The 13,142-nt window shown below is 67.6% G+C and carries 12 protein-coding genes; 5 read left to right on the top strand and 7 right to left on the bottom strand.

Annotated elements, in window-relative coordinates; genetic code table 11:
* Positions 1-3: 3 nt before the first annotated feature.
* Positions 4-2,583 carry an ATP-dependent chaperone ClpB gene (gene clpB, locus PBT88_RS19970; RefSeq protein WP_270077030.1) on the bottom strand — a complete coding sequence of 860 codons (2,580 nt, stop codon included), beginning with the start codon at positions 2,581-2,583 and terminating at the stop codon, positions 4-6.
* Between the two features lie 62 nt (positions 2,584-2,645).
* The gene (locus tag PBT88_RS19965; protein WP_270077029.1) at positions 2,646-3,164 is read right to left on the bottom strand and encodes a DUF1003 domain-containing protein; all 519 of its coding nucleotides are present in this window, start codon (positions 3,162-3,164) and stop codon (positions 2,646-2,648) included.
* A 120-nt stretch (positions 3,165-3,284) separates the two neighbouring features.
* Between PBT88_RS19965 and PBT88_RS19960 the strand changes: the two genes are divergently transcribed.
* Complete coding sequence (locus tag PBT88_RS19960; RefSeq protein WP_270077028.1) at positions 3,285-6,104, top strand: M16 family metallopeptidase; 2,820 nt, start codon at positions 3,285-3,287, stop codon at positions 6,102-6,104.
* Positions 6,105-6,155: 51 nt separating this feature from the next.
* The gene (locus tag PBT88_RS19955) at positions 6,156-6,461 is read left to right on the top strand and encodes a hypothetical protein (protein ID WP_270077027.1); all 306 of its coding nucleotides are present in this window, start codon (positions 6,156-6,158) and stop codon (positions 6,459-6,461) included.
* A gap of 40 nt (positions 6,462-6,501) precedes the next feature.
* Here the strand turns inward: PBT88_RS19955 and PBT88_RS19950 are convergent, their stop codons facing one another.
* The 5 genes from PBT88_RS19950 to PBT88_RS19930 form a co-directional block, all read right to left on the bottom strand.
* On the bottom strand, positions 6,502-7,566 hold the full coding sequence (locus PBT88_RS19950) for a 5-(carboxyamino)imidazole ribonucleotide synthase (RefSeq protein ID WP_270077026.1): 1,065 nt from the start codon (positions 7,564-7,566) through the stop codon (positions 6,502-6,504).
* Positions 7,563-8,048: a 5-(carboxyamino)imidazole ribonucleotide mutase gene (purE, locus tag PBT88_RS19945; protein ID WP_270077025.1), complete on the bottom strand. Its 486-nt coding sequence runs from the start codon at positions 8,046-8,048 to the stop codon at positions 7,563-7,565. Before purE ends, PBT88_RS19950 begins: the two co-directional genes overlap by 4 nt.
* An 87-nt stretch (positions 8,049-8,135) precedes the next feature.
* Complete coding sequence (gene gpmA / locus PBT88_RS19940) at positions 8,136-8,822, bottom strand: 2,3-diphosphoglycerate-dependent phosphoglycerate mutase (RefSeq protein WP_270077024.1); 687 nt, start codon at positions 8,820-8,822, stop codon at positions 8,136-8,138.
* Positions 8,823-8,907: 85 nt separating this feature from the next.
* On the bottom strand, positions 8,908-10,029 hold the full coding sequence (locus PBT88_RS19935; protein WP_270077023.1) for a M14 family metallopeptidase: 1,122 nt from the start codon (positions 10,027-10,029) through the stop codon (positions 8,908-8,910).
* Positions 10,026-10,658 (bottom strand): DUF4136 domain-containing protein, encoded by a 633-nt coding sequence (locus tag PBT88_RS19930; protein WP_270077022.1) that lies wholly within the window; start codon positions 10,656-10,658, stop codon positions 10,026-10,028. Before PBT88_RS19930 ends, PBT88_RS19935 begins: the two co-directional genes overlap by 4 nt.
* 207 nt (positions 10,659-10,865) lie before the next feature.
* Here PBT88_RS19930 and ykgO point away from each other — a divergent pair, with 207 nt between their 5' ends.
* The 3 genes from ykgO to PBT88_RS19915 are packed head-to-tail and all read left to right on the top strand — an operon-like array spanning position 10,866 to position 13,076.
* Positions 10,866-10,991, top strand: a complete 126-nt coding sequence (gene ykgO, locus PBT88_RS19925) for a type B 50S ribosomal protein L36 (protein WP_004210176.1) — start codon at positions 10,866-10,868, stop codon at positions 10,989-10,991.
* A gap of 37 nt (positions 10,992-11,028) precedes the next feature.
* Entirely contained in the window at positions 11,029-11,655 is a 627-nt protein-coding gene (locus PBT88_RS19920) for an HAD family hydrolase (protein WP_270077021.1), read from the top strand.
* A 26-nt stretch (positions 11,656-11,681) separates the two neighbouring features.
* Complete coding sequence (locus PBT88_RS19915) at positions 11,682-13,076, top strand: serine hydrolase domain-containing protein (RefSeq protein WP_270077020.1); 1,395 nt, start codon at positions 11,682-11,684, stop codon at positions 13,074-13,076.
* Positions 13,077-13,142: the final 66 nt, after the last annotated feature.

Here is a 13,142-nt window from a genome sequence, read left to right as displayed (position 1 = left end):
CAATCAGCCTACCGCCAGCTTCAGCGCCCCGTCGCCCTCGTCGACGTTCACCAGCGATCCGTCCGGCACCTCGCCTTGCAGGATCATCTCGGCGAGCGGATCCTGGAGGTAGCGCTGCACCGCGCGTTTCAGCGGGCGTGCGCCATAGACCGGATCATAGCCGACCCGGCCCAGCCAGGCGCGGGCCGCATCGGTGAGGCTGAGCGCGATCTTGCGATCCTTGAGCAGCTTCTGGATGCGCGCCACCTGGATGTCGACGATCGGCGCCATGTGCGCCGCGCCGAGCCGGTGGAACAGGATGATCTCGTCGAGCCGGTTGAGGAATTCCGGCCGGAAGTGCGAGCGGACGATCTCCATCACCTGCGGCTCGACGTCGGCGACCGGCTGGTCCTCGCCCAGCGAGGTGAGGAATTGCGAGCCGAGGTTCGAGGTCAGGATGATCAAAGTGTTGGTGAAATCCACCGTGCGGCCCTGGCCGTCGGTCAGGCGGCCATCGTCGAGCACCTGGAGCAGGATGTTGAAGACGTCGGGATGCGCCTTCTCCACCTCGTCGAACAGCACCACCTGATAGGGCCGGCGCCGCACCGCTTCGGTCAGCGCGCCGCCCTCGTCATAGCCGACATAGCCCGGCGGCGCGCCGATCAGCCGCGAGACGCTGTGCTTCTCCATATATTCGGACATGTCGAGGCGGACCATCGCGCTGTCGTCGTCGAACAGGAAGCCGGCCAGCGCCTTGGTCAGTTCGGTCTTGCCGACCCCGGTCGGCCCGAGGAACAGGAAGGAGCCGAGCGGCCGGTTGGGATCCTGCAGGCCGGCGCGGGCGCGGCGGATGGCGCGGGACACCGCGACCACCGCCTCGGACTGGCCGATCACGCGCCGGCCGACGATCTCCTCCATCTTGAGCAGCTTGTCGCGCTCGCCCTCCAGCATCCGCTCCATCGGGATGCCCGTCCAGCGCGCGACGATCGCGGCGATGTCTTCCGACGTCACCTCCTCGCGCAGCATCGCGCCCTGCGAGGCCTGCTCGGCGTCGCTCAGCTGCTTTTCCAGCGTCGGGATGACGCCGTAGGAGAGCTCGCCCGCCTTGCCGAGATCGCCGGAACGCTGCGCCTGCTCGAGCTGGAGGCGCGCGGCGTCGAGCTGCTCCTTGATCTTGGCCTGGCCGGCGATCTTCTCCTTCTCGGCCTGCCAGCGCTGGGTGAGGGCGTGCGATTCCTCCTCCAGCCGGGCCAGATCATATTCGAGGCTGCCGAGCCGGTCGGCGCTCGCCTTGTCGGTCTCGCGCCGCAGCGCCTCGCGCTCGATCTTGAGCTGGATGATGCGGCGATCGAGCGTCTCGATCTCCTCGGGCTTGCTCTCCACCTCCATGCGCAGCCGCGAGGCGGCCTCGTCCATCAGGTCGATCGCCTTGTCGGGCAGGAAGCGATCGGTGATGTAGCGGTTGGAGAGCGTGGCCGCCGCCACGATCGCGCCGTCGGTGATCCGCACGCCATGGTGCAGCTCATATTTCTCCTTGAGCCCGCGCAGGATCGAGATGGTGTCTTCCACCGTGGGCTCGCCGACGAACACCGGCTGGAAGCGCCGCTGGAGCGCCGGATCCTTCTCGACATATTTGCGATATTCGTCGAGCGTGGTGGCGCCGATGCAGTGCAGCTCGCCGCGCGCCAGCGCGGGCTTGAGCAGGTTGCCGGCATCCATCGCGCCATCGCCCTTGCCCGCGCCGATCAGCGTGTGCATCTCGTCGATGAACAGGATGATCTGGCCTTCCGCGCCCTTTACCTCGTCGAGCACGCCCTTCAGCCGCTCCTCGAACTCGCCGCGATATTTGGCGCCGGCGATCAGGCTGCCCATGTCGAGCGCCATCAGCTGGCGGTCCTTGAGCGTATCGGGCACGTCGCCATTGGCGATGCGCAGCGCGAGCCCTTCCGCGATCGCGGTCTTGCCGACGCCGGGATCGCCGATCAGCACGGGATTGTTCTTGGTGCGCCGGGCGAGAATCTGGATGGTGCGGCGAATCTCCTCGTCGCGGCCGATCACCGGATCGAGCTTGCCGGCCCGCGCCGCCTCGGTGAGGTCGCGGGCGAACTTCTTGAGCGCGTCATAGCGATCCTCGGCCGAGGCGGTGTCGGCGGAGCGGCCGCCGCGCAGATCGTTGATCGCGGCGTTGAGCGCGTCGGCCTTCACGCCTGCCGTCGCCAGGGCCTTGCCGGCTGCGGTGGCGGCGGCGAGCACGCAGGCGAGCAGCAGGCGCTCGACGGTGACGAAGCTGTCGCCCGCCTTCTTGGCGATCTGCTCGGCCTGGTCGAGCAGGCGCACGGTGTCGTTGTCGAGCTGGGGGGATTGCTGCGCGCCGCCGCCCGAGACGGCCGGGATCTTCGCGAGCGCCGCGTCGGTCTCGCGCAACGCGACCTTGGCGTCGCCGCCGGCCTTGGCGATCAGGCCGGAGGCCATGCCCTGCTCATCCTCGAGCAGCGCCTTCAGGAGATGCTCGGGCGCGATGCGCTGGTGGTTCATGCGGATCGCGACGGTCTGCGCGGACTGGAGGAAGCCCTTGGCGCGATCGGTGAATTTTTCGAGGTCCAATGCAAGCTCCCCTAAAGAGTGGTCCGCCGCGATATGGTGTGACTTATATGCAACACAAGAGGCTATCGCGAGATTTGGGCGTCGTCGCGGTCGAGCCGCTCCAGCAATGCATCCATCTTCTCGTGCAGGCGCATGATCTCGATCTCGGCGCGCAGATTGACCTCGTAATCGTGGCTGGCGGCGACCCGATCGCGGTCGCCCTGGCGGTTCTGGCTCATCATGATCACCGGTGCCTGGATCGCGGCGAGCATCGAGAGCATCAGGTTGAGGAAGATATAGGGGTAGGGATCGAAGGCGAGGTTCCAATGGGAGAGGATGTCGCTGTTGAGCAGCATCCAGCCGAACAGGATGACGCCAAAGCTGATGATGAAGCCCCATGATCCGCCGATCGCCGCCACCTGGTCGGCCAGCCGATCGCCGAAGCTCGCCTGCGCCTCCTCGATCTCGACCGAATCCTGGCTGATCGGCCGCCGCTCCTTGAAGCTTTCGAGAACCTTGCGTTCCTCGGCGTCGAGGCTGAGGGGATCCTTGGCGAGATAGCGGCGGGCAAGCTCGGGCAATGAAAGATGGCGAAGGGCCATGAGCGACTCCTGAAAACGGATGGGCAAGGGACTGCGCCAAACCACGCCCGCCGCCAAGCCGTTGCGGTGCGTGGGGACGGCCCTATGCTGCGATCATCCCCTGCCGAGGTATGAATCCTGATGCGCCTTGCGATTTCCGCGCTTTTGCTTGCTTCCGCCCTCTCGCCGCTCTCCGCCGCGCCGCTCGCCAAGCCGGTGCCGCTGCCCGAACTGGCCGCGCGCGTGTCGCTTCCCTATCAGGAGTTCACGCTGGCCAATGGCTTGCGGGTGATCGTCTCGACCGATCGCAAGGCGCCGGTGGTGGCGGTGTCGGTCTGGTATCATGCCGGCTCCAAGGACGAGCCCGCCGGCAAGACCGGCTTCGCCCACCTGTTCGAGCATCTGATGTTCAACGGATCGGAGAATGCGCCGGGCGACTTCTTCAAGCCGCTCGAGAGCGTCGGCGCGACCGACTATAACGGCACCACCAGCTTCGATCGCACCAACTTCTTCGAGACGGTGCCGACCGCGGCGCTGCCATTGGCCCTGTTCCTCGAGAGCGATCGCATGGGCCATCTGCTCGGCGCGGTCGGGCAGGCGACGCTCGATCGCCAGCGCGGCGTGGTTCAGAACGAGAAGAGGCAGGACGACAATCAGCCCTATGGTCTGGTCCAATATGCCGAACAGCAGGCGCTGTTCCCGGATGGCCATCCCTATCAGCACACCACGATCGGCTCGATGGCGGATCTCGATCATGCCAGCCTCGGCGACGTGCGCGAGTGGTTTCGCGGCCATTATGGCCCCAACAATGCGGTGCTGGCGCTGAGCGGCGATATCGACGCCGCCACCGCCCGGCCGCTGGTCGAGAAATATTTCGGCGATATCGCCCGCGGGCCGCAGCCGACGCCGACGCTCGCCGCGGTGCCGACCTTGCCGGCGCGCAAGGACGAGACGATCCACGACCAGGTGGCGACGACCCGGCTGTATCGCGCCTGGGCGATCCCCGGCCTCGCCGATCCCGATATCGTGCCGCTCGACATCGCCTCGTCGGTGCTCGGCGGCCTCGCCAGTTCGCGCCTCGACAACGCGCTGATCCGCAAGGAGGGGCTGGCGGTGTCGGTCAGCGCCGGCGTCGAGCCGCTCGAGCGGGTCAGCCAGTTCGAGGTGCAGGTGGATGTGAAGCCCGGCGTCGATCCCCAGCTGGTCGGCCGGCGGCTCGATGCGATCATCGCCGATCTGGTCGCGCACGGGCCGACGGCGGACGAGATCCAGCGCGCCGTGACGCAGGAGATCGCCGGTCGCATCTTCGGGCTGGAGAAGGTCGGCGGCCTGTCCGGCCGCGCGGCGGTGCTGGCGCAGGGCGCGGTCTATACCGGCGATCCGGGCTTCTACCAGAAGCAGCTGGCGCAATATGCCCAGGCGACCCCGGCCAGCGTGACCGCCGCATTGCAGAAATGGCTGACCCGCCCGGTCTACGCGCTCACCGTCGCACCGGGGCCGCGCGCGCCCTATGAGGAGGCGAAGGCCGGGCAGGCGGCGACCAAGCCGATTGCCGGCACCAAGGAGGTCGCCGCGAGCGGCGATGCCCCCGTCATGGGGCCGAAGCGGGTGGCGCCGCCGGTCGGCGACATCTCCAACCTCACCTATCCGGCGATCACCCGCACCACGCTCTCCAACGGTGTGAAGCTGGTCTATGCCCAGCGCACCGGCCTGCCGCTGACCAGCCTCGCCATCACCTTCGACGGCGGCTTTTCGGCCGATCCCAAGGCGGCACTGGGCACCGGATCGCTGATGCTGAGCCTGCTCGACGAAGGCACCACGACCCGCTCCTCGGCCGAGATCGCCTCCGATCAGGAGCATCTCGGGTCGCGGATCGCCGCCGGCGGCTCGATGGACCGCGCCGAGATCGATCTGGTCGTCGTCACCCCCAATCTCGCGCCGGGCATGGATCTGCTCGCCGACGTGACCCTCAACCCGACCTTCGCGGATATCCAGCGGGTGAAGGGCGAGCAGCTCGCCGGCATCCAGTCCCAGCTCTCCGATCCGGAAGGGCTGGCCGGGCGGATGCTGCCGGGGCTGATCTATGGTGCCGGCCACCCCTATGCGGTGCCGGGCGGCGGCCTGGGCGATCCGGCGGCGGTGGCGAAGCTCACCAAGGCCGATCTCGTCGCCTACAAGAATCGCTGGCTGCGGCCGACGGACAGCAGCATCTTCATCGTGTCCGATCTGCCGCTCGCCACCATCCAGCCGATGCTGGAGGCGCGCTTCGCGGGCTGGAAGGCGGTCGGCCCGGCGGGCACCAAGGCGCTGGATACGCCGGTGCCGGCGCCCCGGCCGCGCATCGTGCTGGTCGATCGCCCCGGTTCTCCGCAATCGGTGATCGAGGCGGGCGAGGTGCTGACCGCCAAGGGCACCGACGAGCTGCTGCCGCTGATCGCCGCCAACGATGCGCTGGGCGGCAGCTTCCTGTCGCGTCTCAACATGGACATCCGCGAGACCAAGGCCTGGTCCTATGGCGTCTCGTCGGGGATTTCGCGCTATGCCGGGCGGATCCCCTATCTGGTCGCGGCGCCGGTACAGACCGACAAGACCGGGCCTGCCATCCAGGCGATGCTGGGCGACATGAAGGCGTTTCTGACCACCCAGCCCATCACCGACGAGGAGCGCGAACGCACCGTGGAGCGCAGCGTCCGTCAGCTGCCGGGCAGCTTCGAGACCGGCAACGAGCTGCTCGACGCGATGCAGCGCAACGATCTGCTCCAGCGGCCCGACGATTATTACGCGCACATCGCCGACACCTATCGCGCGCTGACCACCGCCGAGCTCAATGCGGTGGCGCGGGCGGATATCAAGCCGGAGCAGCTCGTCTGGGTGGTGGTGGGCGATGCCGCCAAGGTGAAACCGCAGCTCGATACGCTCGGGCTGCCGGTGGAGGTGGTCAAGGCGGCGCCGGCAAAGTAGACAGGCGCGCAGTGAGCGTGATCAAGCTGACGTAAACGGAAGGATGGCAAGATGGCAGATATCGACGGTCAGTGGGACAGCGTGGCCCAGTCTCCGATGGGGGAGCAGGTTTCGGTGCTGACCCTCACCAGCAAGCCCGATGGCAGCTTCGCGGGCACCAACAGCGGCCCGATGGGGTCGCTCGACGTCACCGACGGCCAGGTCTCCGGCGATCTGGTGACCTTCAAGATGGAGCTGAAGGTGCCCTTCCCGATGATGCTGACGGTCGAGGGGCGTCTGGACGGCGATACGATGGAAGGCACGATCGACACTGGCGCCTTCGGCAAATTCCCGGTCAAGGCGACGCGCAAGGCGTGATCCTCGTCCTCCCCGAGCCCAGGCTCGGGGAGGATGGTTCCTACAGCGTGACCCGCGTCACATGGCCCATCTTGCGGCCCGGGCGCACGCTCTTGCCGTAGAGATGCAGGTGGGCGTCGCGCTCGGCGAGGATCGCCGGCCAGCGATCGGCCTGTGCGCCGATCAGATTCTCCATCGCCACGCGGCGGCCGGTCAGCGCGGTCGATCCCAGCGGCAGGCCGCAGATCGCGCGGATATGATTCTCGAACTGCGAGGTGGTGGCACCCTCGATGGTCCAGTGGCCGCTATTGTGGACCCGCGGCGCCATCTCGTTGAAGATCGGGCCGTGCGCGCCGGCGAACCATTCCACCGCCAGCACGCCGACATAATCGAGCGCATCCGCCAGTCGCCGGCTGTGCGCCACGGCTTCGGCGGCCTGGGCCGCGACCTGCCCCTCGGCCGGCACCGTGGATAGCGCCAGGATGCCGTCGTCATGGACGTTGGTGACGACATCCCACGCCACGCTCTCGCCATCCCGGCCGCGCGCGACGATCACCGAATATTCGACGTCGAAGCGCACGAAGCCTTCGAGCACCGCAGGCTGTCCGCCGATCGCCTGCCATGCCGCCTCGACATCGTCGGGCGACTGCAGGCGCACCTGGCCCTTGCCGTCATAGCCGAAGCGCCGCGTCTTCAGAATCGCGGGGGTGCCGATGCCGGCGACCGCATCGCGCAGCTCGTCCAGCGTGTTGATCGCCGACCAGCGCGCGGTCGGGATGTCGTGGCGGCCGGCAAAGCCCTTCTCCAGCGCGCGATCCTGCGCGATCCGCAGCGCCTCGACGGAGGGGTGGAAGGCGCGCACGCCCTCGGTCTGCGCCAGCGCCGCGACCGGCAGATTCTCGAACTCGTAGGTGACGACGTCGCAGGCTTCGGCGAAGCGGCGCAGCGCGTCGGCATTCTCATAGTCGCCCTGCGTCCAGACGGCACAGACCTCGGCGGCGGGGCCGCTCGCCTCGGGCGCATAGATATGGCTGCGATAGCCGAGCTGGGCCGCCGCGATCGCGAGCATCCGGCCGAGCTGGCCGCCGCCGATGATGCCGATGGTCGAACCGGGTGCAATGCTCATTCGGGGGATTCGTCCACGGCCTGGGTCTGCCTGGCGCGCCAGTCGGCCAGCCGGCCGGCGAGCGCCTCGTCATGGGTGGCGAGGATCGCGGCGGCCAGCAGCCCGGCGTTGATCGCGCCCGGCTTGCCGATCGCCAGCGTGCCGACCGGGATGCCGCCGGGCATCTGCACGATCGACAGCAGGCTATCCATGCCGGAGAGCGCCTTCGATTCGACCGGTACGCCGAGCACCGGCAGCGCGGTCATCGCGGCGCACATGCCGGGCAGGTGGGCGGCGCCGCCGGCGCCCGCGATCACCACCTTGAGCCCGCGGCCCTGCGCGGCTTTCGCATAGTCGTAGAGCCGATCCGGCGTGCGATGCGCGGAGACGACCCTGGTCTCGTGCGGCACGCCGAGCGCGGTCAGCGTCTCGGACGCGTGGCGCATCGTCTCCCAGTCGGAGCGGCTGCCCATGATGATGCCCACGGTCGGCTGGTCGTTCATCGATCTGCCCGGCAGAAAAAAGGAAGCGGGACGCTTAGCGACGGCCCCGCTGTTCCGCAACGATTCCGCGCAAGACTCCGGGGAAAATTAGCGCTCGCTCAGATAATAGCGATCGAGTGGCTGCAGCGCGTCATCCAGTTCGTAGACGATCGGCTGGCCGGTCGGGATCTCGAGGCTGACGATCTCGTCGTCGGGAATGCCCGAGAGATGCTTGACCAGCGCGCGCAGCGAATTGCCGTGGGCGGAGATCACCACCTGCTTGCCGGCGCTCAGCACCGGCGCGATCCGGCTTTCCCAATAAGGCAGGACGCGGGCGATCGTGTCCTTCAGGCTCTCGGTATTGGGGATCGGGATGCCGGCATAGCGACGATCCTGCGAAAGATCGAACTCCGAGCCGGCTTCCAGCGGCGGCGGCGGCGTGTCGAAGCTGCGGCGCCAGATCTTGACCTGCTCGTCGCCATGCTTGGCCGCCGTCTCGGCCTTGTTGAGCCCGGTGAGGCCGCCATAATGGCGCTCGTTCAGGTGCCAGTCCTTCTCCACCGGCAGCCACAGCCGGCCCATCTCCTCCAGCGCGAGGTTGAGCGTCTTGATCGCGCGGGTCTGCACGCTGGTGAAGCACTGATCGAAATCGAAGCCCTTCTCCGCCAGCAGCCGGCCGGCCGCCTTGGCTTCCTCGATGCCCAGCGCGGTGAGGTTCACGTCCCACCAGCCGGTGAAGCGGTTCTCGAGGTTCCAGTCGGACTGGCCGTGGCGGATCAGGACGAGGCGGGGCATAAGCGTCTCCGTATAGCTCGGGCCATCGCCTAGCCGAGGCGCATGGCTTCGTCATCCCCGCCACGGGCGGGAACGGGTTTTGAGATCAGATTCGGGCGATCACGTCGTGCAGCGCGGCGAGGCAGGCCGCGCCGAGCTTCTTGCTGCGCTCCGGCGACCAGCCGAACTCGGCATCGGCGAGATCGTCATTATCCTTGAACGGCATCTCCAGCGTCATCGCCACGCAGCCGAAGCGCTCGGCCACCTGATTGGTCGACATGGAGAGATTGGCGCAGCCCTTGCCGGCGGTCGCATAGCCCTTGGCCTTCTGGAAATCGGGCGTGCGGGCGACGAGCGCGTCCTGATAGGCGGCGTAGAGCGAGACCTGCTTGTCGGTCAGCGAAGGAATGCCCTCGAATCCGGCCAGGAACACATAGGGGATCGCCTCGTCGCCATGCACGTCCATCGCGAAGTCGACGCCGGTGGCGTCCATCGCGTTGCGGACGCACAGCACTTCCGGCGATTTCTCCGGCGTCGGCTCATGCCATTCGCGGTTGAGGTTCACGCCGGCGGCATTGGTACGCAGATGGCCGCGATAGCTGCCGTCCGGGTTCATATTGGGGACGATGTGGAAGGTCGCCTTCTGGCGCAGTGAGCGCGCGATCGGATCGGCGGGATCGGTCAGCGCCTCCAGTGCGCCTTCCATCCACCATTCGGCCATCGATTCGCCGGGATGCTGGCGGGCGTAGAGCCAGACCTGCTTCGGCCCGTCGCCGAGCGTCAGGCAATCCATCTCGCGCCCGTCGAGCGTCTGGCCGAGCGAGGCGAGGGCGACGCCGGGCTGCGCCGCGATCCGGGCGACCAGATCATGGTGCCGCTCCATCGAGTAAGGCGCGAAATAGGCGAACCACACCGCATCACCCTGCGCTTCGTGGGTGAAGCGCAGCACGCCGTCGGCATAGCTGGTGTCGGCCACTCGCCGCCACGTCACCCGATCCTCGGACCAGCAGGCGTGGTAATCCGGCCAGCCGCCCGGATAGGCGGACTGGCCGGCATTGGTGATCGCGTAGGTGATCGGCCGCCCCCGCACGCCGAGCGCGCGGAAGTGGAACCACTGATAGAAGTCCGAATCCTTGTCGTGCGCGATTTCGAGGGTCACGCGGTCGTCGAGGATGGCGGTCGGGCGAATATTGCCGCTGTCGAAGGCGGCGGAAATCAGGATGCTCATTTCACCGTGATAGTGGTTCCCGACACCCCCGGAAAGCCCGTGAACAGCGCATGGGCGAGCTTGGCGACGGCGGCCTGCGGCGAGGCGTCCGGCGATTGGCCCTTTGCCTCGGTCATGGCGCGGCCTTCCCAGATCGCGGTCCCGTCCGAGCGGCGCTTGATCTGCACCTGCATCCGGGTGCCGATCAGGAAGCGCGGATGCTGGTCGATCGGAATGGTGGTGCCGACTTCGCCGCCGCCACCGACATGGCGCCCGAAGCCCCCGCCGCCGATGCCGAGGCTCACCGACGCGCCGCCGGCATGGGGATCGGGCCGGGTGCCGCGATCGACCAGCACGCTGACGGTCAGTTCGGACGAACCGGCGCCAGCGGCGCGGGTGAAGCCGAGATGGGTCAGTTCGCCGGCGACGATATCGCTATAGCTGGCGAGTTCGATGCTGTCGGGCGCGACCGGCGATCCCGGCCCCATCATCGGCACCGATTCGATCGAGAAGCTGCCCGGTGCGATCGGCTGGGCGAGGTGGAAGCGGGTCACCTGAGTCGGGCGGCCGCCGGTGGTGGAGCAACCGGCCAGGGCCAGGGTGCCGCCGATCATCGCGGCGAGGCGGAAGGGAATGCGCATATGGGACATGACAGGCCTCTCAAGCGGACGATGCGGGATAGGATGCAGGGATGTAACGTTCCGACCAACGCTTTTGCTTCATCTGCCGTCGCTTTCCAACGGCTGAACGATAGGCCGGCCCCGCTGCGGCCTTGACTCGGGGCCGCGTGTCTCATAGGCGGGCGCCTCAATTTTTCCGGGCCCCGCGCCCACAGAGAAAGCAGCAGGGCCAGTCCCATGAAGATCCGTAACTCGCTCAAGTCGCTCAAGGGACGTCACCGTGATAACCGCGTGATCCGCCGCCGCGGCCGCACCTACGTCATCAACAAGACCAACCGTCGCTTCAAGGCCCGCCAGGGCTGATTCGGTGGCCGGCGTTTTCTCGCCGGCTTCCGGGAGCATGGGCTCGTCGCTCGCGGCGAGGCCCATCGCAGTGGTGTTCGATGTCGGCAACGTGCTTGTCGACTGGAATCCGCGCGCCTTTTTCGCGCGGCATATTCCCGATACCGACCGGCTGGATCGCTTCCTCGGCGAGGTGGCGACGCTCGAATGGCATACCCAGCATGATGCGGGCCGCGACTTCGCCGAAACCTCGGCGGAGCTGATCGCGCGCTATCCGCACGAGGCGGAGAATATCCGCCGCTGGGGCGAGGCATTCGGCGACACGATCGGGGCTCTGCTGCCGGGCATGGCCGAACTCGTCGCCGATCTCGATGCGGCGGGGGTGCCGCTCTACGCGATCACCAATTTCAGCCACGAATTCTGGCCGCCTTTCCGGGCGCGCGAGGCGGCCTTGTTCGATCGTTTCCGCGACATCCTCGTCTCGGGCGAGGTGAGGCTGATCAAGCCCGATCCGGCGATCTACGCGCTGGCACTCACGCGTTTCGGCCTGGCGCCGGGCGAGGGGCTGTTCGTGGACGATCGCGCCGACAATATCGCGGCGGGCGAGCAGGCGGGCTTTCCCGGCCACCTTTTCCGCGACGCCACCACGCTGCGCGGCGCGCTCGAAGGATATGGCTTGCTATAGGGGGTGGCGTGCCTAGGCTCGCCGCCATGCATAAAGCCCTTCTGACCGTCGCCGCGCTGGCCCTGATGCCGGCCACCGCCGCATTCTCGGCCCCCCAACCCCTCGATACCGGCGCGATCGATCGCGTCGTCGCCGATGCGCTGAAGACCACGCAGGTGCCGTCGGCCTCGGTGGCGGTGGTGCAGGGTGGCCGGATCGTCTTCGCCAAGGCCTATGGCGAGCAGGGGCCGGGCAAGCCCGCGGTCGCCGATGCGCGCTATCCGATCGCGTCCATCTCCAAGCAGATCACCGCCACCGCGATCCTGATGCTGGCCGACGAGGGCAAGCTGTCGCTGGACGATGCCGTCGGCAAATATGTGCCCGGCCTGACCAGTGGCGACCATGTGACGATTCGCCAGATCCTCAGCCATACCTCGGGCTATCGCGATTTCTGGCCGCAGGACTTTTCCTTCGCCGATATGGCCCATCCGGTGAAGCCCGATGCGATTCTCGCGCGCTGGGGCAAGGCGCCGCTGGATTTCCCGCCCGGCAGCCAATGGCAATATTCCAACACCGGCTTCGTCATCGCCGGGCGGATCATCGAGACGGTTTCCGGCCAGCCGCTGATGCAGTTCCTGTCGCAGCGCATCTTCACGCCGCTCGGCATGACCAGCGCGGTGGACGCGGATTTCGGCATGACCACCGCCGATGCAGCGCCGCATGAGCGTTATGCGCTGGGCCCGGTGCGCGTCGCGACTCCCGCTGCCCCCGGCTGGCTGTTTGGTGCCGGCCAGCTCGCGATGACGGCCAGCGATCTCGCCCGGTGGGACATCGGGATGATGGATCACAAGCTGCTCAGCCAGGCCGGCTATGCCGCGCAGCAGACCTCGGTGAAGCTCAGCAGCGGGGAAGACAGCCATTACGGGCTCGGCATCGACGTGCTGCAATGGGGTTCGCACCGCATCCTCGAACATGGCGGCGAGGCGGTCGGCTTCCTGTCCGACAATGTGATCGCGCCCGATGACGGCGTGGCGGTCGTGGTCCTCGACAATGCCGATTTCGGCGACGCCCAGTCGGTGATCGCGAAGAAGGTGATGGCGCTGGTGCTGCCCGACGCGAAGCCCGATGCTCAGGCGGCCGGCGGGTTGGCGCGCGCCACGTCCGTGTTCGACATGCTGCGGGCCGGGCGGCTCGATCGCACGCTGTTCACCACCAACGGCAACTTCTATTTCACGCCGACCGCGATCGCCGATTACAAGGCCAGCCTCGCGCCATTGGGGGCGCCGCAGTCGATCGTGCAGACCGGCAATGGCCTGCGCGGGGGCTTCACCGCGGAACAATATCGGGTGACCTACCCGCATCGCACGCTTCGGATCGTGCTGCGCGCCGAGCCGGGGGCGGGGGGCAGGATCGAGCAGTTCACCGTCTATCCGGCGGGCTGAGCCAATCAGAAGGATGGGGTAGGGCAGAGTGGAGCGTCCGTCCGATGCGATCGGCACGGACGCTCC

The organism is Sphingomonas abietis (assembly GCF_027625475.1).
GTDB classification, from domain to species: domain Bacteria; phylum Pseudomonadota; class Alphaproteobacteria; order Sphingomonadales; family Sphingomonadaceae; genus Solisphingomonas; species Solisphingomonas abietis.
This window is presented reverse-complemented; position numbering and strand designations above follow the sequence as displayed.

Bases quoted from the DNA above. Each gene is read 5' to 3' on its own strand.
- PBT88_RS19965 (WP_270077029.1), bottom strand. From the start codon at position 3,164: ATGGCCCTTCGCCATCTTTCATTGCCCGAGCTTGCCCGCCGCTATCTC.
- PBT88_RS19960 (WP_270077028.1), top strand. From the start codon at position 3,285: ATGCGCCTTGCGATTTCCGCGCTTTTGCTTGCTTCCGCCCTCTCGCCG.
- PBT88_RS19955 (WP_270077027.1), top strand. From the start codon at position 6,156: ATGGCAGATATCGACGGTCAGTGGGACAGCGTGGCCCAGTCTCCGATG.
- PBT88_RS19950 (WP_270077026.1), bottom strand. From the start codon at position 7,566: ATGAGCATTGCACCCGGTTCGACCATCGGCATCATCGGCGGCGGCCAG.
- purE (WP_270077025.1), bottom strand. From the start codon at position 8,048: ATGAACGACCAGCCGACCGTGGGCATCATCATGGGCAGCCGCTCCGAC.
- gpmA (WP_270077024.1), bottom strand. From the start codon at position 8,822: ATGCCCCGCCTCGTCCTGATCCGCCACGGCCAGTCCGACTGGAACCTC.
- PBT88_RS19935 (WP_270077023.1), bottom strand. From the start codon at position 10,029: ATGAGCATCCTGATTTCCGCCGCCTTCGACAGCGGCAATATTCGCCCG.
- PBT88_RS19930 (WP_270077022.1), bottom strand. From the start codon at position 10,658: ATGTCCCATATGCGCATTCCCTTCCGCCTCGCCGCGATGATCGGCGGC.
- ykgO (WP_004210176.1), top strand. From the start codon at position 10,866: ATGAAGATCCGTAACTCGCTCAAGTCGCTCAAGGGACGTCACCGTGAT.
- PBT88_RS19920 (WP_270077021.1), top strand. From the start codon at position 11,029: ATGGGCTCGTCGCTCGCGGCGAGGCCCATCGCAGTGGTGTTCGATGTC.
- PBT88_RS19915 (WP_270077020.1), top strand. From the start codon at position 11,682: ATGCATAAAGCCCTTCTGACCGTCGCCGCGCTGGCCCTGATGCCGGCC.